Raw genomic sequence first — 13,562 nt, 5'->3', positions numbered from 1 at the left:
GGCCTGTCGCAGTCGTAGGCCAAGCACCAGGCCCAGCGTCAAGGCGGTCTCAATCGCGAGATCGGAATGGCGCGGCTGACGCCGCAGGTCTTGCGTCGTGGGGCAGCCCAACCAGCAACCGCTTCCGGCATCAGCCACAGGGTCAGGCTGCCGGGCGTTCGCGTAGCCCCGCCTCATATTCCGCACAGTTCGTCACCTTGAATTTCATCTTTCCTATACGATGGCGGCGGGAAGAATTGTGCTTGAAGGCATCGCTGCGGCAACCGGCTATCGAGACTGCAGCTCGCCTACACCAAGATCGCTAAATGATCCGTGCACCAACGCCGAGCGGGTCTACTTACCCAGACAACGTGACATCGCCGCCGGTCTTCAAATGCTCTCTTCCCAGAAGAAGACACGTCTCTGACCCGGCATGTTTCATTTCACTCCATTGATTACGATGTCAGCCACAACATTAATTCCAAGTCGGCAGTTACGCAGCCTCGCATCCAACTCGCAAACCTCGTGCCGATTTGTCCGATCGAGCCGGAGAGAGAAATTTGTTATCTGACTTCAAAATGTTGCAATAAATCCTTCAACTAGATTCATTGAGTCTTCATGACCGCAAATCGCCGACACTGGTACGATGACCGCAGAGTCTGAGGTCAGGCACGGCAGAAAAATGAGGCGGATTTACGCTCAGACCGCTACGGGGGGAAAGCCAATGGCAAGAAAAGCGCTCATCCTGCTTGAAGGTCACCGGACAAGTGGCCTGCTCTACGTCCAAGCGGCCAAGCGCCTTGGGCTTCATCCAATCACCCTGGCAGCTGATCCAACCTTCTACGACTATCTTGCGGCGGAAAGTGTTGAGGCAGTGGGTGTCGATACAGGCGATCTCGGTGCGCTGATTCGTGAATGTTCCGGGCTCCGTGCAACCTATGATATTGCCGGCATTACTGGCTTTGCGGATTTCGACGAGTCGGTCTATGCCAGAGTTGCTAAACTCTGCCGGCATTTCGCACTACCGGGACCGAACCCCGCGTCCATTGAACGATGCTGCGATAAGTTCATTCAACGTCAGCTCCTCGCGCACTCCGGCGTTCCAGTACCTGCTTATCGCTTGGCGACGGATGCGACGGAGGCGGAAAGCTTTGCCGCGCAGATCGGGCTGCCGGTGATTGTCAAGCCAGCCCTGGGCAGCGGTAGCAGTGGTGTCCGATTGTGCCGAAACGCCGATGAGTTGGCCGAACACACGACCTATCTGTTGGGCGGGAAGCACATATGGCGATCTTCGCCGAGGATACTGATCGAAGAATTCGCACAGGGCCCCTTTTACAGCGTCGAGATAATGGGAAATGAGGTTGTTGGGGTTGTCGCGGCTGCTTTCGGCGCCCCACCGCATTTCGTATTCCGTGAGACGACCTTTCCGGCCCCGCTGGGGGATCACGAGCACAAACATATCGCCGAAGTTTCGCTGAGCTGCTTGGGAGCTCTCGGTCTTGGGTGGGGGCCAACGAACATTGAACTCCGGTGGACGAAGCGTGGCCCGGTCGTCATCGAAGTCAATCCGCGTCTTGCTGGCGCGCTCGAGCCTCAGCTGGTCTATCTGGCTTGCGGTATCGACCTCATCGCCGAGCACATCAAGCTTGTAATCGGCGAGGAATGTGATTTGCGCAGAAGGCATTCGCACACTGCGGCCGCGCGGTTCCTGATTCCTGATCGCGACGGCATCCTCGATTGGATTGGTGGCGACAGTCAGGTGGCTGCTGTATCTGGTATCGTCGAGGCCAAATTGTATGTTGAACCCGGGACACCGATCGTCACGAAAGGCGATTACCGAGACTGCATTGGACATATCCTGGCTGTTTCACCCAGCCTTGCTCAGACCGAGGCGATACTTCAGCGTGCCGCCCATTTAATAAATTGGTCGTTGACGCCATTTCCGGACCCTTGACGAATAGGTACAATCTGAATAGTCCCCGAATGAATCGGACACGATCTCCATCTTGATAAGGGATAGGAGTAATGTCGTGCATGACCGGTAGCATTCCGAAGATTGAGATCCTGAACGGCCGCGAGCAACGGCGGCGGTGGTCAACGGCCGAGAAGCGCTGGTCGTCGCCGAGGAATGGTTATACGTTCTGGCTGAGGCGACGAGGAACTGTCACATGGAGGCCTCGAAAAACCTCCTCATTTTTATCGGTTCGAAGGGGCGGCTCGGCTGCATATCGAAAATGGGCAATCCGACGAGCTCGCTGCTCGTATATGGCGAAGTCGGTCTTGCGGCGCGTTAAGGGAAACGACAAAGCGCCGCGATGGCTAGTCGCCCTTTTAGCGCGGCGGCCTTTCAAGGTCGTCGCGATTGCGCTCGCCAACAAGATGGCGAGGATTATCTGGGCACTGCTCATCAAGGGCGGGACATATCGAAATACTGGTGCGGCAAGCGGCGCAGCAGGAGCCTGAGCCGAACGGGCGACCAGGACGGATTGGCCGGCGCGACGCCGGATAGAGGCGAAGTGCACAATTAGACGATGACCCACGGGACGAAATCCCGAGGCGAGAGAGGCCGGCGCGACAATGCGCTTACAGCGCGTCAGATTGATCAGCCCCTCGCATCGCGAATTTCATCGAGGCCAGTGGTCTTAGACCGCGCTGAAAGACCGGACAAATGACCGCACATATCCCGCTGGATGAAATGTCTAAAAAAGCGCTTGCCCGCGTGGCCGTTCCACATATGCCGCGCCACATTGCCACGCTGGATCGGCTCTACGAGGTCGTTAAGCGCCAGCGTGGCAGTGACTGCCTTGACTGTCTGATCGCCGAGGCCGACGCCGACGCGCTTGAGCATTGCCTCGTGGGATTCCTCGCACAGCTCCCAACGAGGCCGATGTCACGAAGGTCGATAATACGTCCACCTGGACGTCCCCACGTGCTTCGATTTGCCAGGAACGCATCCGGAGCGCGGGCTTTGGCGATCGAAGCCAAGCTCCTGAGGCTTGACACGCTGTACCGGCAGCTCGCGCCAAACCGCCGAGCCGACTTCCGGCCGCGTCGTGGCGAGGCCGCACTCCTGCATGCAACTCATTCAAGCAGGGACCTCGATCCCGTGGTGGATAAACTCTTTACTGGCTAGACATCGAAGAAACTGACGACGGAGATACGCGTTGGGAGTGCCCAGGATTGAAAACCGAGCCGTTCCGACGCCAGCTCCCGCTCCCGCCGGAGATCATCGCGCTGGAGCAGAGATCCGAGGGAACTATCGCGGACGGGTCAATTGTCCTCACTTGCTGACTGATCTCCCAGAAGGCTAAAGACGTCTCATCGTGACCACAGTCCGGTTTGCGATAGAACCTATCAACGGGCATGGTGTGGACGCCTAAATTGCTGCGTGGTGCTACCGGCCTTTGTGAAGGAGGATGACATTGTGCTGCTTGAGCTTGAGCCAAATGGCGTGGATCTGTGGCTCACTTATTTTGACGAAATATCAGCGCCGGACATTTTGAGCTTCTACAGAAATGTCCTCACCGAGGACGAACGCGGTCAGGAGTCGCGGTTCCATTTTTCGTATCACCGCCGTCGTTATCTAGTGACGCGGGCAGCAGTGCGTTCGGTGCTGTCCCGCTATGTCTATGTCGAACCGCAAGACTGGCGGTTCCAAAAAAATGCGTTCGGACGTCCGAGCATTGCGAACTTGCCGAACGGCGTTCCCGATATCGATTTTAACATTTCCCATACGAAAGGGCTCATTGTTGTTGGAATCGTGGGGGGAAAGTTTTTCGGTATCGATGTCGAGAACGTACGACTGGGGTCGTCTCTGCTGGATATCGCGGATCAGTTTTTCTCGCCAGAAGAGGTGGTAGCACTCGCAGCGGTGCCATGTAGCCAACAACATGGCCGCTTTTTCGAATATTGGACCCTGAAGGAAGCTTACATTAAAGCGCGCGGACTTGGCCTGGCCATTCCTTTGCACTTGTTCAGTTTTCACTTCGGCCCAACAAACACCATCACGATGAGCGCGCGTGAAGAACTTGAAGACGCGCCGACGCGTTGGAAATTCTGGCAGCTCCGGCCGAAGGAGGACTATCTGATCGCTGCTTGCAGCGAGCAATCCGTCCCCGGAGCTTTCAAGCTGACGGTCCGCGAGATATTTCCTTTTATGTCAGAAAGAGCAATTGAATGCGTCCCGTCGAGGACATCGCCATAAAATAGTGTGGATCGGCGTCGGAGCATGACCCCACCCACCACTGAAAGTTGAATGGCTTATTTTGCCGATCGGGTAACTGCGGCAGATTTCCGGGCGGAGGGGGTTTGCGGGCGAGTGCGTTCGTGATTCACCATTTGCGGGCCTCGAGGCACAGCTCAAGAAGGGCGACAAGGCACTGGTCGGCAACTCGGCCTACCGGCGTGACCTCAAGGCCAGCGGCAAGAACTTCAAGATCGATGTCGGCAAGCTTGCCGAGAAAGCCGGCTACGACGGCATTACTGTGGTGGGGACGAATGCGGAGTTGACCCCGCTCCAGGCTGTGCTGCGGTATCGCGATTTGCTCGAGGTCGAGAGACTGTTCCGCGCCGCCAAGGCGACGCGTCGATCTGGTCGAGCGCAGTGATCTCGGCGAAGGTGAGAACGCTGTCGGGCGCGGCGTCTGGCTTGGCACGCGCCGACATAGTGACGAAGAATATGCGCCAACTGACCACCGCGATGAGGGCGAGGAACTTGGCCAGCCTCTCGGCGGTTTCGAGCCTTGCCTCCTCCGCACGGCAGCCGGACTTCATGACCTTGTGGAACACCTCTGCCTTCCAGCGCAGGGCGTACCAGCCGAGCTTTTCGGCCGCCGCGGAGAGATCTTCGACCGGCAAGTTGGTCACCAGCTTCCAGTCGATCGGCTCGCGACCGGGCGGCGGATCTTCTTCGAGGGCGTGAATGTAAGTCAGAACCTGCGGACTGTAGCGCTTCTGCTTGCCCACCGGCGGCAAGGTGTTGATGGCGGCGAACTTCACGTGCAGCCGGGTCGTCTCGTTCTGATCGACCGTAATGCGATGACGTCCCGCCCAAGGCGTCGCCGCAAATTGGACAAAGACGCGATGAGCAGGATCGTGTGGGGCAGCATCGGCAGCTCGCTCGGCCAGCCTGTTCGTTTGCACCCGCACGATGAAGCTCGTACCAAGGTCTTGCGCCGTGCTATAGAGCTCGTAGATATCTCTCTCTCAGTCATCCACATGCACGCAGCGCTCGGGCGCGCCAACGAGCGCGATGGATTGGCGCAGCTTCTCCAGCCAGCGGTAGCTCTCTTTCGTCTCGATCGGCACGCGTGGGATTGATGTGCCGCTTGAGCGCGAGCGTTCCCTTGAATTCGTTCGTGTCCAGAATTTCACCGCGGTCAGAGGCCGGTGAGGGTGACGGCCAGGCTCGAATGCATCAGCATCCCGCATAAGGTCAGTACGGTCGGCTGCCAGCCTTGTAGCGCCCGGCGTTGATGGTCTTGGTGAAGCCGATTTTGCCCGGCTGCGCGCAGCCGTAGATAAATTCGGTCGTGTCCTGCAGGATAAGGATCGGGCCTTCGCTCGCCGCGACGCGCGCCGCGGTCGCGGCGAAATGGCCGGCCAGAACGCCATGTACGGTCACACGCGGGTTGTCAAAGAAGCGGTAGGCCGCCTTCACCGCCGCCCAGTCGCCGCAGGCCACCGGGATTGCGTCCTCGGCGCAGCTGACATCTGATCCAGCAACCGTCGCAACCGACGGGCCAAACGCTTATCGGGAAGGGCCGCCGTAGAAAGCTCTTCCTCCTGCCAAGCGGCTTCGCCGCTGCTGGTCTTGTCTCGCATCCGTGACGCCTCCGTGATTCGGCGTCACAGACAGAATCACGGCAGATTCATACGCGGCAATAAGGCCCCGCTGACGATCTGGGTAATTGAAAGCTACGCCAAATGGATACCGAAGGCCTCCAGAAGGTCGCGCCGCATGTCGACACGACCCAGCCGCCTGAGCCTGCCGTCCTCCCAAGCTACCGCCTCGGCGAGGGCGCGATGGATATCCAGTCCGATGATGCGCATGCCCGTTCCTCCTTCTTGGCTCGGTAAAAGACGGGAGCTGGCGGGCAACACGACATCTACTGACCCGCACTCGCAGCGCATCCGGGAAAGTCGCGAGGGGCGGTCATGTAAGGAGCTCGGGCTCTCAGCCCACTGTCTATTGACGGCCTGCCTGCACCTTCGTGCTCCCGGTGCCCCACGTCCTGGATGGGCTCACCATGAGGCCGTTCCAAAACAAGAACAGCAGGACGAAAAGGCACCACAGATCACATACCAGATAACGGTCAGATCGAACGCATGAACCGGACCATCAAAGAGGCAACCGTCAAGCGCTTCTACTACGAGAGCCACGACCAGCTTCCCAGCCAGCTCTGCGACTTCGTTACGGCATACAACTTCGCCCGCAGGCTCAAGACCCTCACACCCCGAGTTCATCTGCAAGGCGTGGATCACTCAACCCGAACGCTTCAGGCTAAATCCGCTCCAGCAAAGCCGGGACTAAACATCTAGACGACGAGGTGCTGACCGAGGTTGGCGAACTCCCCAGATCCCACGAGGCGTTGATCACCGCTTGGGCTAAATGTCGACCATATATCCGCTCCGTCAGGTGGCTTAATGCCTCTCAACGAGTTCTTTCACTCTCTGTTTGCGGTGCATCTCAGCGCGCGCCCAGCGTTCCCGTATGTCCGCGCATTTCAGCTGCGTGTCCCGAAAGAGCGTTTTTGCTGCGGAAAGCTGGGCGTCGGTTGATCTTGTGCCGGGTCCTCCGCCGAACTGCAGAGCGTCCCTGCACTCTTCAGGACTCGCCGGCATCACATCAGCGAGGTGGGTGGCCAGCTCGCTTCGGCGCTTCGCAACGCAGCTATCCCGAGACGCGCGCGCGGCGATCTCGCCAATTTGTGTGTGGGCCTTCCTGAAAGGAACGCCTCGCGACGCCATTCGTTCGGCGGCGACGGTCGTCATCGCTAAGCCGTCTTCCAGATTTTCCCGCATCGATGTCGCATTGAACGCCATGAGCTTAACGATGAGTGACGTGAGGGTGATCGCGCGTTTCAGGGCATCTTCCGCAAGGCCCAGAGGAGAGCAGCCGTAATTGCTTGCTTCGATCGAGTTGCTGAAAGGCGATTTGCAGGTTGCCGTTGCCGCAGACATGTATGCGCCGATCACGGTGCTTGCCGATCCCTTGATATGCTCAAGCAGAAACGGGTTCTTCTTTTGAGGCAGCATGGAAGAGCCGCCGGCAAGATTGCGAGGAATGTCGATGATCGCGAACTCGCGCGTCGTCCAAACCTGCAGGTCCTGGGCCACACGACTGAGCAAGATTGAAACGCCAGCGAAGACTGAAAGCCCCTCCAGGTGATGATCGCGGCTCGCGACCGCATCAAGTGAGTTGAACGACGGCAGTTCGAATCCCAGAAGAGTTGCGGTTTGCAGGGGATCTATTGGTATACTAGTGCCTCCGCCCGCCCCCGCCCCCATAGGGCAATTCCTGATGTCTTCCAGGAGGCGATGAAGCCGCTGGCGCTCGCGGTCGAGAGCGAAGAAGACCCCGAGGAGGTAGTGCCCTGGCGACCCTGGAAGTGCGATTTGGTATTGACTGTACAGCGGAGCCACAAGTCTTGACGATTCTTCGGCTCGCTGAAGCAGGACATCTTGTGCAATTCCTATTTCTTGCGAGATGGAACACGCGGCGTCTCGAAGAGCGAGGAGAGAGATGGTCGCGTTCAAGTCGTTCCGGGATCTCGCCAGGTGCAGCCAGCCCGCCTTTTCCGGGCCTGCTCTGGCGACAAGTTCGGCCTCATAAGCCAGATAGAGGCCACGCGGAGCATCACGGCCGTCCAAAGATTGGAAGCCCTCGCGTTGGAGATCCAGGACATTCGTGAGCAGGTCTGAAGCTACCGCTCGGCTGACTAAGGCCTTGTCGACGAGCATCACCAGATGAGCTTCGTCTATGGCCGCTTGGAATTGCAGAAGGCGACCGTCCCGCGAGATTTCGATAGGCGGAGCGAGCAGCTTCATCGCATCGGGATGCAAGGTCCACATGCCCTCGCCGGGCCCCGGGTCTATCTTGCTGTCCGATGCGCTAGCAGTCGGATCGATGTCGATCACAACGGAATCGATCATCCGTTCAGCTGCCGTGACAGCGGCATCGAGTTTATCAGCAACGCCTATGGCATAGGCTACTCGGTCTCTGAAGTCGCCATTGATCTGTAATTCCTTCCCCTCAGATATCAGAAGACCGACGTCGGGCACGGTTGGCTCCGGGGTTCGAGAAAAGCCCAGACGTTTGAGCTTCCCAGACACCTGGGCAAGTCGGAAACGGATGGCTCCCGCCCCTGCGATCGGCCGTGGAGGCGTGAACCCTTCTCCCGCATAAAGTCTAATCACCATGTCAAGGATTGACGTGCCCAAGGCGTGCGACAGCATGACTGGTATCATTCCTCCAGCCAGCCTAGGATTGACCTCGATGATGACGGGGCCCGACTCCGCCATCACGAACTCTACATGAGCCGGTCCGAACTCCAAGCCCAGGGCCGATACTGCACCAGCGGCAAAAGAACCCAGTTCCTTGAGGGACGGATCCGGAAGCGGGGCCGGGAAGTCGTGCCCCACCTCGACGAAGCAGGGAGGCGGGCCTTTGTGCTTGGCAAGAATTCCAAGGCAATGCAGCGTCCCATCGTAGGCGATAATCTCTGCAGAGTATTCCTTACCCTCTATATATTGCTGGATGAGGATGTCGGGGCTGGCCAGATCCACTTGATCCAACAATACGTCCTTTGCACTCTCAAACGCCTTGATGGCGGCTGCGGCACTGTCGCAAAGCCTTACACCGCTACTGCCGCTCCCGGAGACCGGCTTCACGACCACGGGGAGAATAGCTTGGGCAAGAATGGTCTCCATGTCTCTGAAGGATGTGGCCAGCCGAGTTTCAGGGACCGAGATTGATTGTCGATGCAACTCGGTCGCTTGTTTCCATTTGTTCCGGGACGTAGCTATGGCCTCCGGACTCGCCGCAGGGAACCCGATCGCCTTCGCGGCCCTTGACGCTGCTTCGACAAAATAATCCGACGACGAATATATTCCTGCTAGCCTCGGTAAGTTGGCGGCGACCTCAATGAGTTCATCCGGATTCCGTGTTTCAGCTTCGATCACTCGACCGACAGACGCCTTAAGAAAGGGATAGCGGGAAGGATTGCGCGTAACGAGATACGGTTCAAACCCTAGGACTCTGGCCCGCTTCAGCAATAGCTCGCCTGTCCCTGTGGTGTTGCTTTCCACGAAGAGGAAGCTACCTCGGTTCATCAAACACCTCCAACGCGTTTAGGACAGCTTCCCGGCTTCTCCGGCTCCAACAATATCGGTTCCATGGCGGGAGAGCAGTCGAGGGATGCTCCTCGCTAGCCGGAGCGTCCAGAAGAACACCTTGATCAAAACATCCGTTCTGCTTAAGCCACTCGTCGTCGTAAACAGTTTCGAGGTAGCGGTGGCCTTCATCTGGACCTATGACGACTACGGTTTCGTTTGGAAACTGCCGAGCGCGCCAGCGCCCAACGACGTAGCTCGCCCCGGAGGTCGGGCCGGCAAAAATGCCATGTCGCTCGTGGAGCGCACGCGTTGCAGCGAACGCGAGCGAAGCCGATGTGAAATGCACCTCGTCATATAGTTCATGCTTGACGTTCTTGGGGACAAGACTGTTCCCCAGTCCCCGCAATTTCCGTTCGCCGTCCGGCTGGCCAAAAATGACGCTGTTGAAGGTGTCCACTCCAATCAGGCGGGCACCAGGTGCTTTTTGGCGGAGGCGCTCTATTGTTCCGCAAGTAGAGCCGCCTGATCCGACAGACCCCACCAATGTCCCCCCGGCGCCAAGCATCTCCGAGATCTGGTCGGCGAAGTACTTATAGGCTGCCGGGTGGTCAGGTGTTTCGTATTGACGGGGCCAAAAACAGTATTGGCCTAGTTGTCTCATTCGAGTGTGCAACGCGTCCAGGCGGCTTCTTTGATACCCACCCTCCCTCGCCTTTTCAGTTACTATGACAACTTCTGCATTCAGGGATTTAAGCCTGTTTTCCAGTCCCTTATCCATCACTGGGTCCGTGAAGATCTCAAGCTGCAACCCAAATTCCCGGCAAACTACAGCCAATCCCAGCGCGAAGGTTCCACTCGACGTCTCCAGAACCTTCGCGTCAGGCGTCAGAGTGCCTCGAGCCAATGCTTGCTCGATAATGTACTTCGCAGGGAGAAGCTTCATGAATGCGAACTGCGCGAGATAAAGATTTGTTCCACACCTAATAATGCGGGGGAATGCATAAGCAGCAGAATAGCCGGAGAATGGTAGGAGTTTGCGAATGGTGTCCATATGACTAGCTCATCACCATCAATTCATGGTCAGATATATTTTTGGCGAGGTGTCGAACGGCGATACATGCTCGATCACCGACCGAAGCTTCCGTGGGAAGTCAGGCGCCATTCGATCGAGCAGGATGCCAATCATCGTACCGCTGTGCGCGACTACGACGCCGAGCGCGCCAGTGTCCTGGGATGCTTTCAGCATCGCGTTCAGATGTTCCTTCGGAGCGCGCTCCTGATGCAGGAGCGCACTGGCTGTAGCTATTCTGCCGATTGTGGCGGTGTCACCCCTCGGAATTGCTATCCGCGCGCGGCCGAGCAGTTCGTAATACTGGGTTCTGTGAGCAGCCGAGATTTCACCTCGCCGTTGATCATAGTCGACGGTTTCGACCGTTCCGCCTTCATCGAGGCCAACAATGGCAAGCGGCGGCATTTGGCCAAGGAAGGAGAAAAGGCTACACGACCGCTGTTGATATGCGACCACGCCGGGGTACATCACCCCGTCGGATGGCTCGATTTCCGCCATGAGATTCTCGATCAAGGATGTCCTGACTCTACGTTTAAAGCATGAGGCAATTGACCGTGCAGTCGCAACAAGATCCGCAGACGAACTCGCCAGGCCTTTGCCTTCGGGGAGTTCCGATTGCAAAAGGAGGGTTCCTCCTGAGACGCCGAGCGCGACCACGAGCTTTTCACCCAATCGTTTGGCTTTGACTTTATGTGGCGGATAAACGGTTACAGATCGGGTGCCTACAATCGGCATGAAGTGGGCCCGCGCAAAGAGCGCGATGGGCATCGTAACCAAGAAATGGCAGTCACGGGGAACGGATCCGATCGGCAACTGGCCTTGCAGCAACTCGCCGAATGTGCCGCAGCAAAGAGCGCTACCCTCGCCGGAATGATTCCCAGGCGGCGGCCCATCCTCGGCGATGCTTTCAGCCGTACCTTCGCCATCGAACGTCTGGTGATACATGTAGGGCTTCCAGACTTCATCGGCTGCTGCTTTTTTGAGTTCTGCAGTCTTGCTCGTCCTGGTTCCTGCAGGGCCGATGGAATGGGTCGGATTCTGGATCGACATATCGCCTCCCTTCAGGCTCATTAACATGTGATTTGCCGCTAAGAGACGAGACCCAGATCATCGAAACAGGGCTCGCGTTTCGGTGTCGACCATGGCGCGATGCTTGCGGCACTTAACTTTCTTGCATCATGGCCGCGTGACCCGCCGTCCTCGGGGGGCTTGACGCTCTGCCTGTCGATCACAGTCGCCCAGGCGCTGGCCTCTTTGCTGATTCGCTCGCGATGGTGGTGGCGATTGTGCAGCATCTGTCGTGTTGATGTGGATTGTTCGAGCAAGCTTCATGTAGACCTCCTCGGCTGAGACTGCGAGACCGCTATGGTCATAACAGTTGCTTCACCGTGTTCCATGCAATCGGCGTGCCACGAGAGGTCGTGCGAACAAGCGGCGCGACACCCATGTGTTTCGCGCCGTTACGGCGGATTACTTGTGCCTCGGTGTGTCGGGTCCGAACATGGACGTCTTCAACCCGACAGGGCTGTCAAAAAGGTGACGTCACGGGACGGGTGGTGGCTCAACAGCACGGTGGTCATCGTTCTTTCCGGTATGCTCTATGGTTAGCCAAGCCAGCCCGAATGAAGAGAGACCACCCGATCACCCGACGCCATGATGAACCTTCGCGCTCATGAGGAAGAGAAGAAGAGCGCTGGTGCCGATCTTCTACGCGAGATAATTGCCTTTGCCGCCGGGCGACTGATGAACTTGGAAAGCCCAGTAGTGCGCGTCCTCATCCCCGATGTATCTGCCGTTGCGCAGATATTGTACTGGTGTAAGGACGCCTGCCTCCTGGAGACGCAGCACCTCATTTTCAAACGATGTTGCGTCCGCATAGCTCCTTTCAGTGCTTACCACCACAAATCCGTTCGGGCGCGTCACGCGGGCCAACTCGCGCAGCCCATTCGGGCGGACATGTCCGAGTGTAAAGACGCCGCAGCACACCGTCATATCATAGCTCGCGCTGGAATAGTCCGAGAGCGGTCTCTTGAGGTCAACATCGCCTTGAACATTGCGGTAGGTGCCGGTTTGCCTCGCCATTTCGGCCATCGTCTCGCAGAGATCAAAGCCGTCGATCAAGCGGAAGCCGAGATGAGCCAGTTCAACACCAACTAGGCCTGTACCGCAGCCAGCGTCCAGGATTGCTATGGCTGCTCGCTCTCTGCCGATATAGGCCGCTTGCACGGCGCCCGCCAGTTCCGCCACAATCAGGGGGCCGCGGTAGTGTTCGCGCTCGACGTCCAGTTCGTAGGAACCGGTCCATTCACGATAATATTGGATCAAGCGATCGGCGTCACCGTCGAACGCATGTGACGCCTCGATTCGCCTTTTGCGGGCTTGTCGAAATGCGTTCTGTCCGGCCAACGTGTCCATGTATTCCTCCGAGTGGAGTAGATGCAAGCAGGCCACCTCAGAATCTGAGGGCCAAGAACTGCCGGTTCATAAAACATGGTTCGTCCAGTACTTGATCATCATCCGTTTGTAGCTCGTCGTTGCCAAATTTGTCCATTTAACACCTGATCAGTAGCTGCGAAGGAGCACCCTTAGTCGTCTTTCGAATCCCAAGGAGCGCCGTGGCTAGCTCGCCGGTCTCAGCTTCGACAAGGCTGTCATCGAGCCACTGATCTCCGAGAGTCCGCGGACGGCCTGACTAGCAAAATTCACAGCAGCAAGTTGCATGCCGGTTGGGCGCCATGTGCATTACGCCCTTCGTCACACCGGCGTAATGCAGGAGACCAGTAATTTCTCTGGGGTTGAATACGGCGTTGGTGCAGGGATCTAAAGGATGGCGAATATCGATCTTTGATAATGTTGGCTATGCGACTTGGCTTGCGGGAACGGATTTTGGACGTGCGCAGCCAAGTATGCGGTTGAGGATGGCGCCGATGGCGACTTCCGTCTGCTGAGCGTGAGACGACCGACCCCGCAGTCGCCGCCCGATGATGAACTTGTATCGTCCGATGGCGGTCTCGACTAGCGCGCGCCTGCCGTAGCCGGTGGAGGCTTGCCATTTCATCCGGCCGTCTCTGATGATTGCCGCAATATGCTTTCGGTCGGGCGGTTGATCGCCGTTCGGTTCGACTGCGTTGACGCGTGGCGGAATGACGATGGCAGCATCGGCCCTATGGCCGATGAT

General features: G+C 57.8%; 9 protein-coding genes and 6 pseudogenes. 5 read left to right on the top strand and 10 right to left on the bottom strand.

The genetic code is table 11. The features are described 5' to 3' along the window. A pseudogene (locus tag NKI16_RS33065) lies at nucleotides 1-208 on the bottom strand (transposase); the annotation flags it as partial. Nucleotides 209-703: 495 nt separating this feature from the next. Here NKI16_RS33065 and NKI16_RS33060 point away from each other — a divergent pair. Both NKI16_RS33060 and NKI16_RS33055 read left to right on the top strand, forming a co-directional pair. After that, nucleotides 704-1,933: an ATP-grasp domain-containing protein gene (locus NKI16_RS33060; protein WP_352924642.1), complete on the top strand. Its 1,230-nt coding sequence runs from the start codon at nucleotides 704-706 to the stop codon at nucleotides 1,931-1,933. A gap of 383 nt (nucleotides 1,934-2,316) precedes the next feature. Next, nucleotides 2,317-2,442 (top strand): annotated as a pseudogene (locus tag NKI16_RS33055) (IS110 family transposase); the annotation flags it as partial. 139 nt (nucleotides 2,443-2,581) lie between these two features. Here the strand turns inward: NKI16_RS33055 and NKI16_RS33050 are convergent. After that, nucleotides 2,582-2,827 (bottom strand): hypothetical protein, encoded by a 246-nt coding sequence (locus NKI16_RS33050; protein ID WP_352924640.1) that lies wholly within the window; start codon nucleotides 2,825-2,827, stop codon nucleotides 2,582-2,584. A gap of 576 nt (nucleotides 2,828-3,403) precedes the next feature. Between NKI16_RS33050 and NKI16_RS33045 the strand changes: the two genes are divergently transcribed. Then, entirely contained in the window at nucleotides 3,404-4,183 is a 780-nt protein-coding gene (locus NKI16_RS33045) for a 4'-phosphopantetheinyl transferase family protein (protein ID WP_352924638.1), read from the top strand. Nucleotides 4,184-4,313: 130 nt separating this feature from the next. Next, nucleotides 4,314-4,562 (top strand): annotated as a pseudogene (locus NKI16_RS34205) (IS1634 family transposase); the annotation flags it as partial. On the opposite strand, the gene NKI16_RS33040 reads toward NKI16_RS34205, so the two are convergent. The 3 genes and pseudogenes from NKI16_RS33040 to NKI16_RS33030 form a co-directional block, all read right to left on the bottom strand. Beyond that, the gene (locus tag NKI16_RS33040; protein WP_502897649.1) at nucleotides 4,459-5,121 is read right to left on the bottom strand and encodes a hypothetical protein; all 663 of its coding nucleotides are present in this window, start codon (nucleotides 5,119-5,121) and stop codon (nucleotides 4,459-4,461) included. The pseudogene NKI16_RS34205 and the gene NKI16_RS33040 sit on opposite strands and share 104 nt — an antisense overlap. A 292-nt stretch (nucleotides 5,122-5,413) precedes the next feature. Beyond that, nucleotides 5,414-5,802, bottom strand: a pseudogene (locus tag NKI16_RS33035) (IS4/Tn5 family transposase DNA-binding protein). 93 nt (nucleotides 5,803-5,895) lie between these two features. Beyond that, on the bottom strand, nucleotides 5,896-6,030 hold the full coding sequence (locus tag NKI16_RS33030; protein WP_352924646.1) for a hypothetical protein: 135 nt from the start codon (nucleotides 6,028-6,030) through the stop codon (nucleotides 5,896-5,898). A gap of 258 nt (nucleotides 6,031-6,288) precedes the next feature. Here NKI16_RS33030 and NKI16_RS33025 point away from each other — a divergent pair. Continuing rightward, nucleotides 6,289-6,519: pseudogene (locus tag NKI16_RS33025) on the top strand (IS3 family transposase); the annotation flags it as partial. 102 nt (nucleotides 6,520-6,621) lie between these two features. On the opposite strand, the gene NKI16_RS33020 reads toward NKI16_RS33025, so the two are convergent. The 5 genes and pseudogenes from NKI16_RS33020 to NKI16_RS33000 form a co-directional block, all read right to left on the bottom strand. Continuing rightward, entirely contained in the window at nucleotides 6,622-9,312 is a 2,691-nt protein-coding gene (locus tag NKI16_RS33020; protein ID WP_352924636.1) for a lyase family protein, read from the bottom strand. Next, nucleotides 9,299-10,366 carry a cysteine synthase family protein gene (locus NKI16_RS33015; RefSeq protein WP_352924634.1) on the bottom strand — a complete coding sequence of 356 codons (1,068 nt, stop codon included), beginning with the start codon at nucleotides 10,364-10,366 and terminating at the stop codon, nucleotides 9,299-9,301. The genes NKI16_RS33020 and NKI16_RS33015 overlap by 14 nt, the downstream gene beginning before the upstream one ends. Nucleotides 10,367-10,384: 18 nt before the next feature. After that, nucleotides 10,385-11,434, bottom strand: a complete 1,050-nt coding sequence (locus NKI16_RS33010) for a GHMP family kinase ATP-binding protein (protein WP_352924632.1) — start codon at nucleotides 11,432-11,434, stop codon at nucleotides 10,385-10,387. Between the two features lie 657 nt (nucleotides 11,435-12,091). Continuing rightward, nucleotides 12,092-12,799 (bottom strand): class I SAM-dependent DNA methyltransferase, encoded by a 708-nt coding sequence (locus tag NKI16_RS33005; RefSeq protein ID WP_352924630.1) that lies wholly within the window; start codon nucleotides 12,797-12,799, stop codon nucleotides 12,092-12,094. A 442-nt stretch (nucleotides 12,800-13,241) separates the two neighbouring features. Then, nucleotides 13,242-13,562, bottom strand: a pseudogene (locus NKI16_RS33000) (IS5/IS1182 family transposase); the annotation flags it as partial.

Source organism: Mesorhizobium sp. M0698 (assembly GCF_040320455.1).
Taxonomy (GTDB): Bacteria; Pseudomonadota; Alphaproteobacteria; order Rhizobiales; family Rhizobiaceae; genus Mesorhizobium.
This window is presented reverse-complemented; position numbering and strand designations above follow the sequence as displayed.

Coding starts and splice junctions, on each gene's coding strand:
- NKI16_RS33060 (WP_352924642.1), top strand. CDS start 704: ATGGCAAGAAAAGCGCTCATCCTGCTTGAAGGTCACCGGACAAGTGGC.
- NKI16_RS33050 (WP_352924640.1), bottom strand. CDS start 2,827: ATGCTCAAGCGCGTCGGCGTCGGCCTCGGCGATCAGACAGTCAAGGCA.
- NKI16_RS33030 (WP_352924646.1), bottom strand. CDS start 6,030: ATGCGCATCATCGGACTGGATATCCATCGCGCCCTCGCCGAGGCGGTA.
- NKI16_RS33020 (WP_352924636.1), bottom strand. CDS start 9,312: ATGAACCGAGGTAGCTTCCTCTTCGTGGAAAGCAACACCACAGGGACA.
- NKI16_RS33015 (WP_352924634.1), bottom strand. CDS start 10,366: ATGGACACCATTCGCAAACTCCTACCATTCTCCGGCTATTCTGCTGCT.
- NKI16_RS33010 (WP_352924632.1), bottom strand. CDS start 11,434: ATGTCGATCCAGAATCCGACCCATTCCATCGGCCCTGCAGGAACCAGG.
- NKI16_RS33005 (WP_352924630.1), bottom strand. CDS start 12,799: ATGGACACGTTGGCCGGACAGAACGCATTTCGACAAGCCCGCAAAAGG.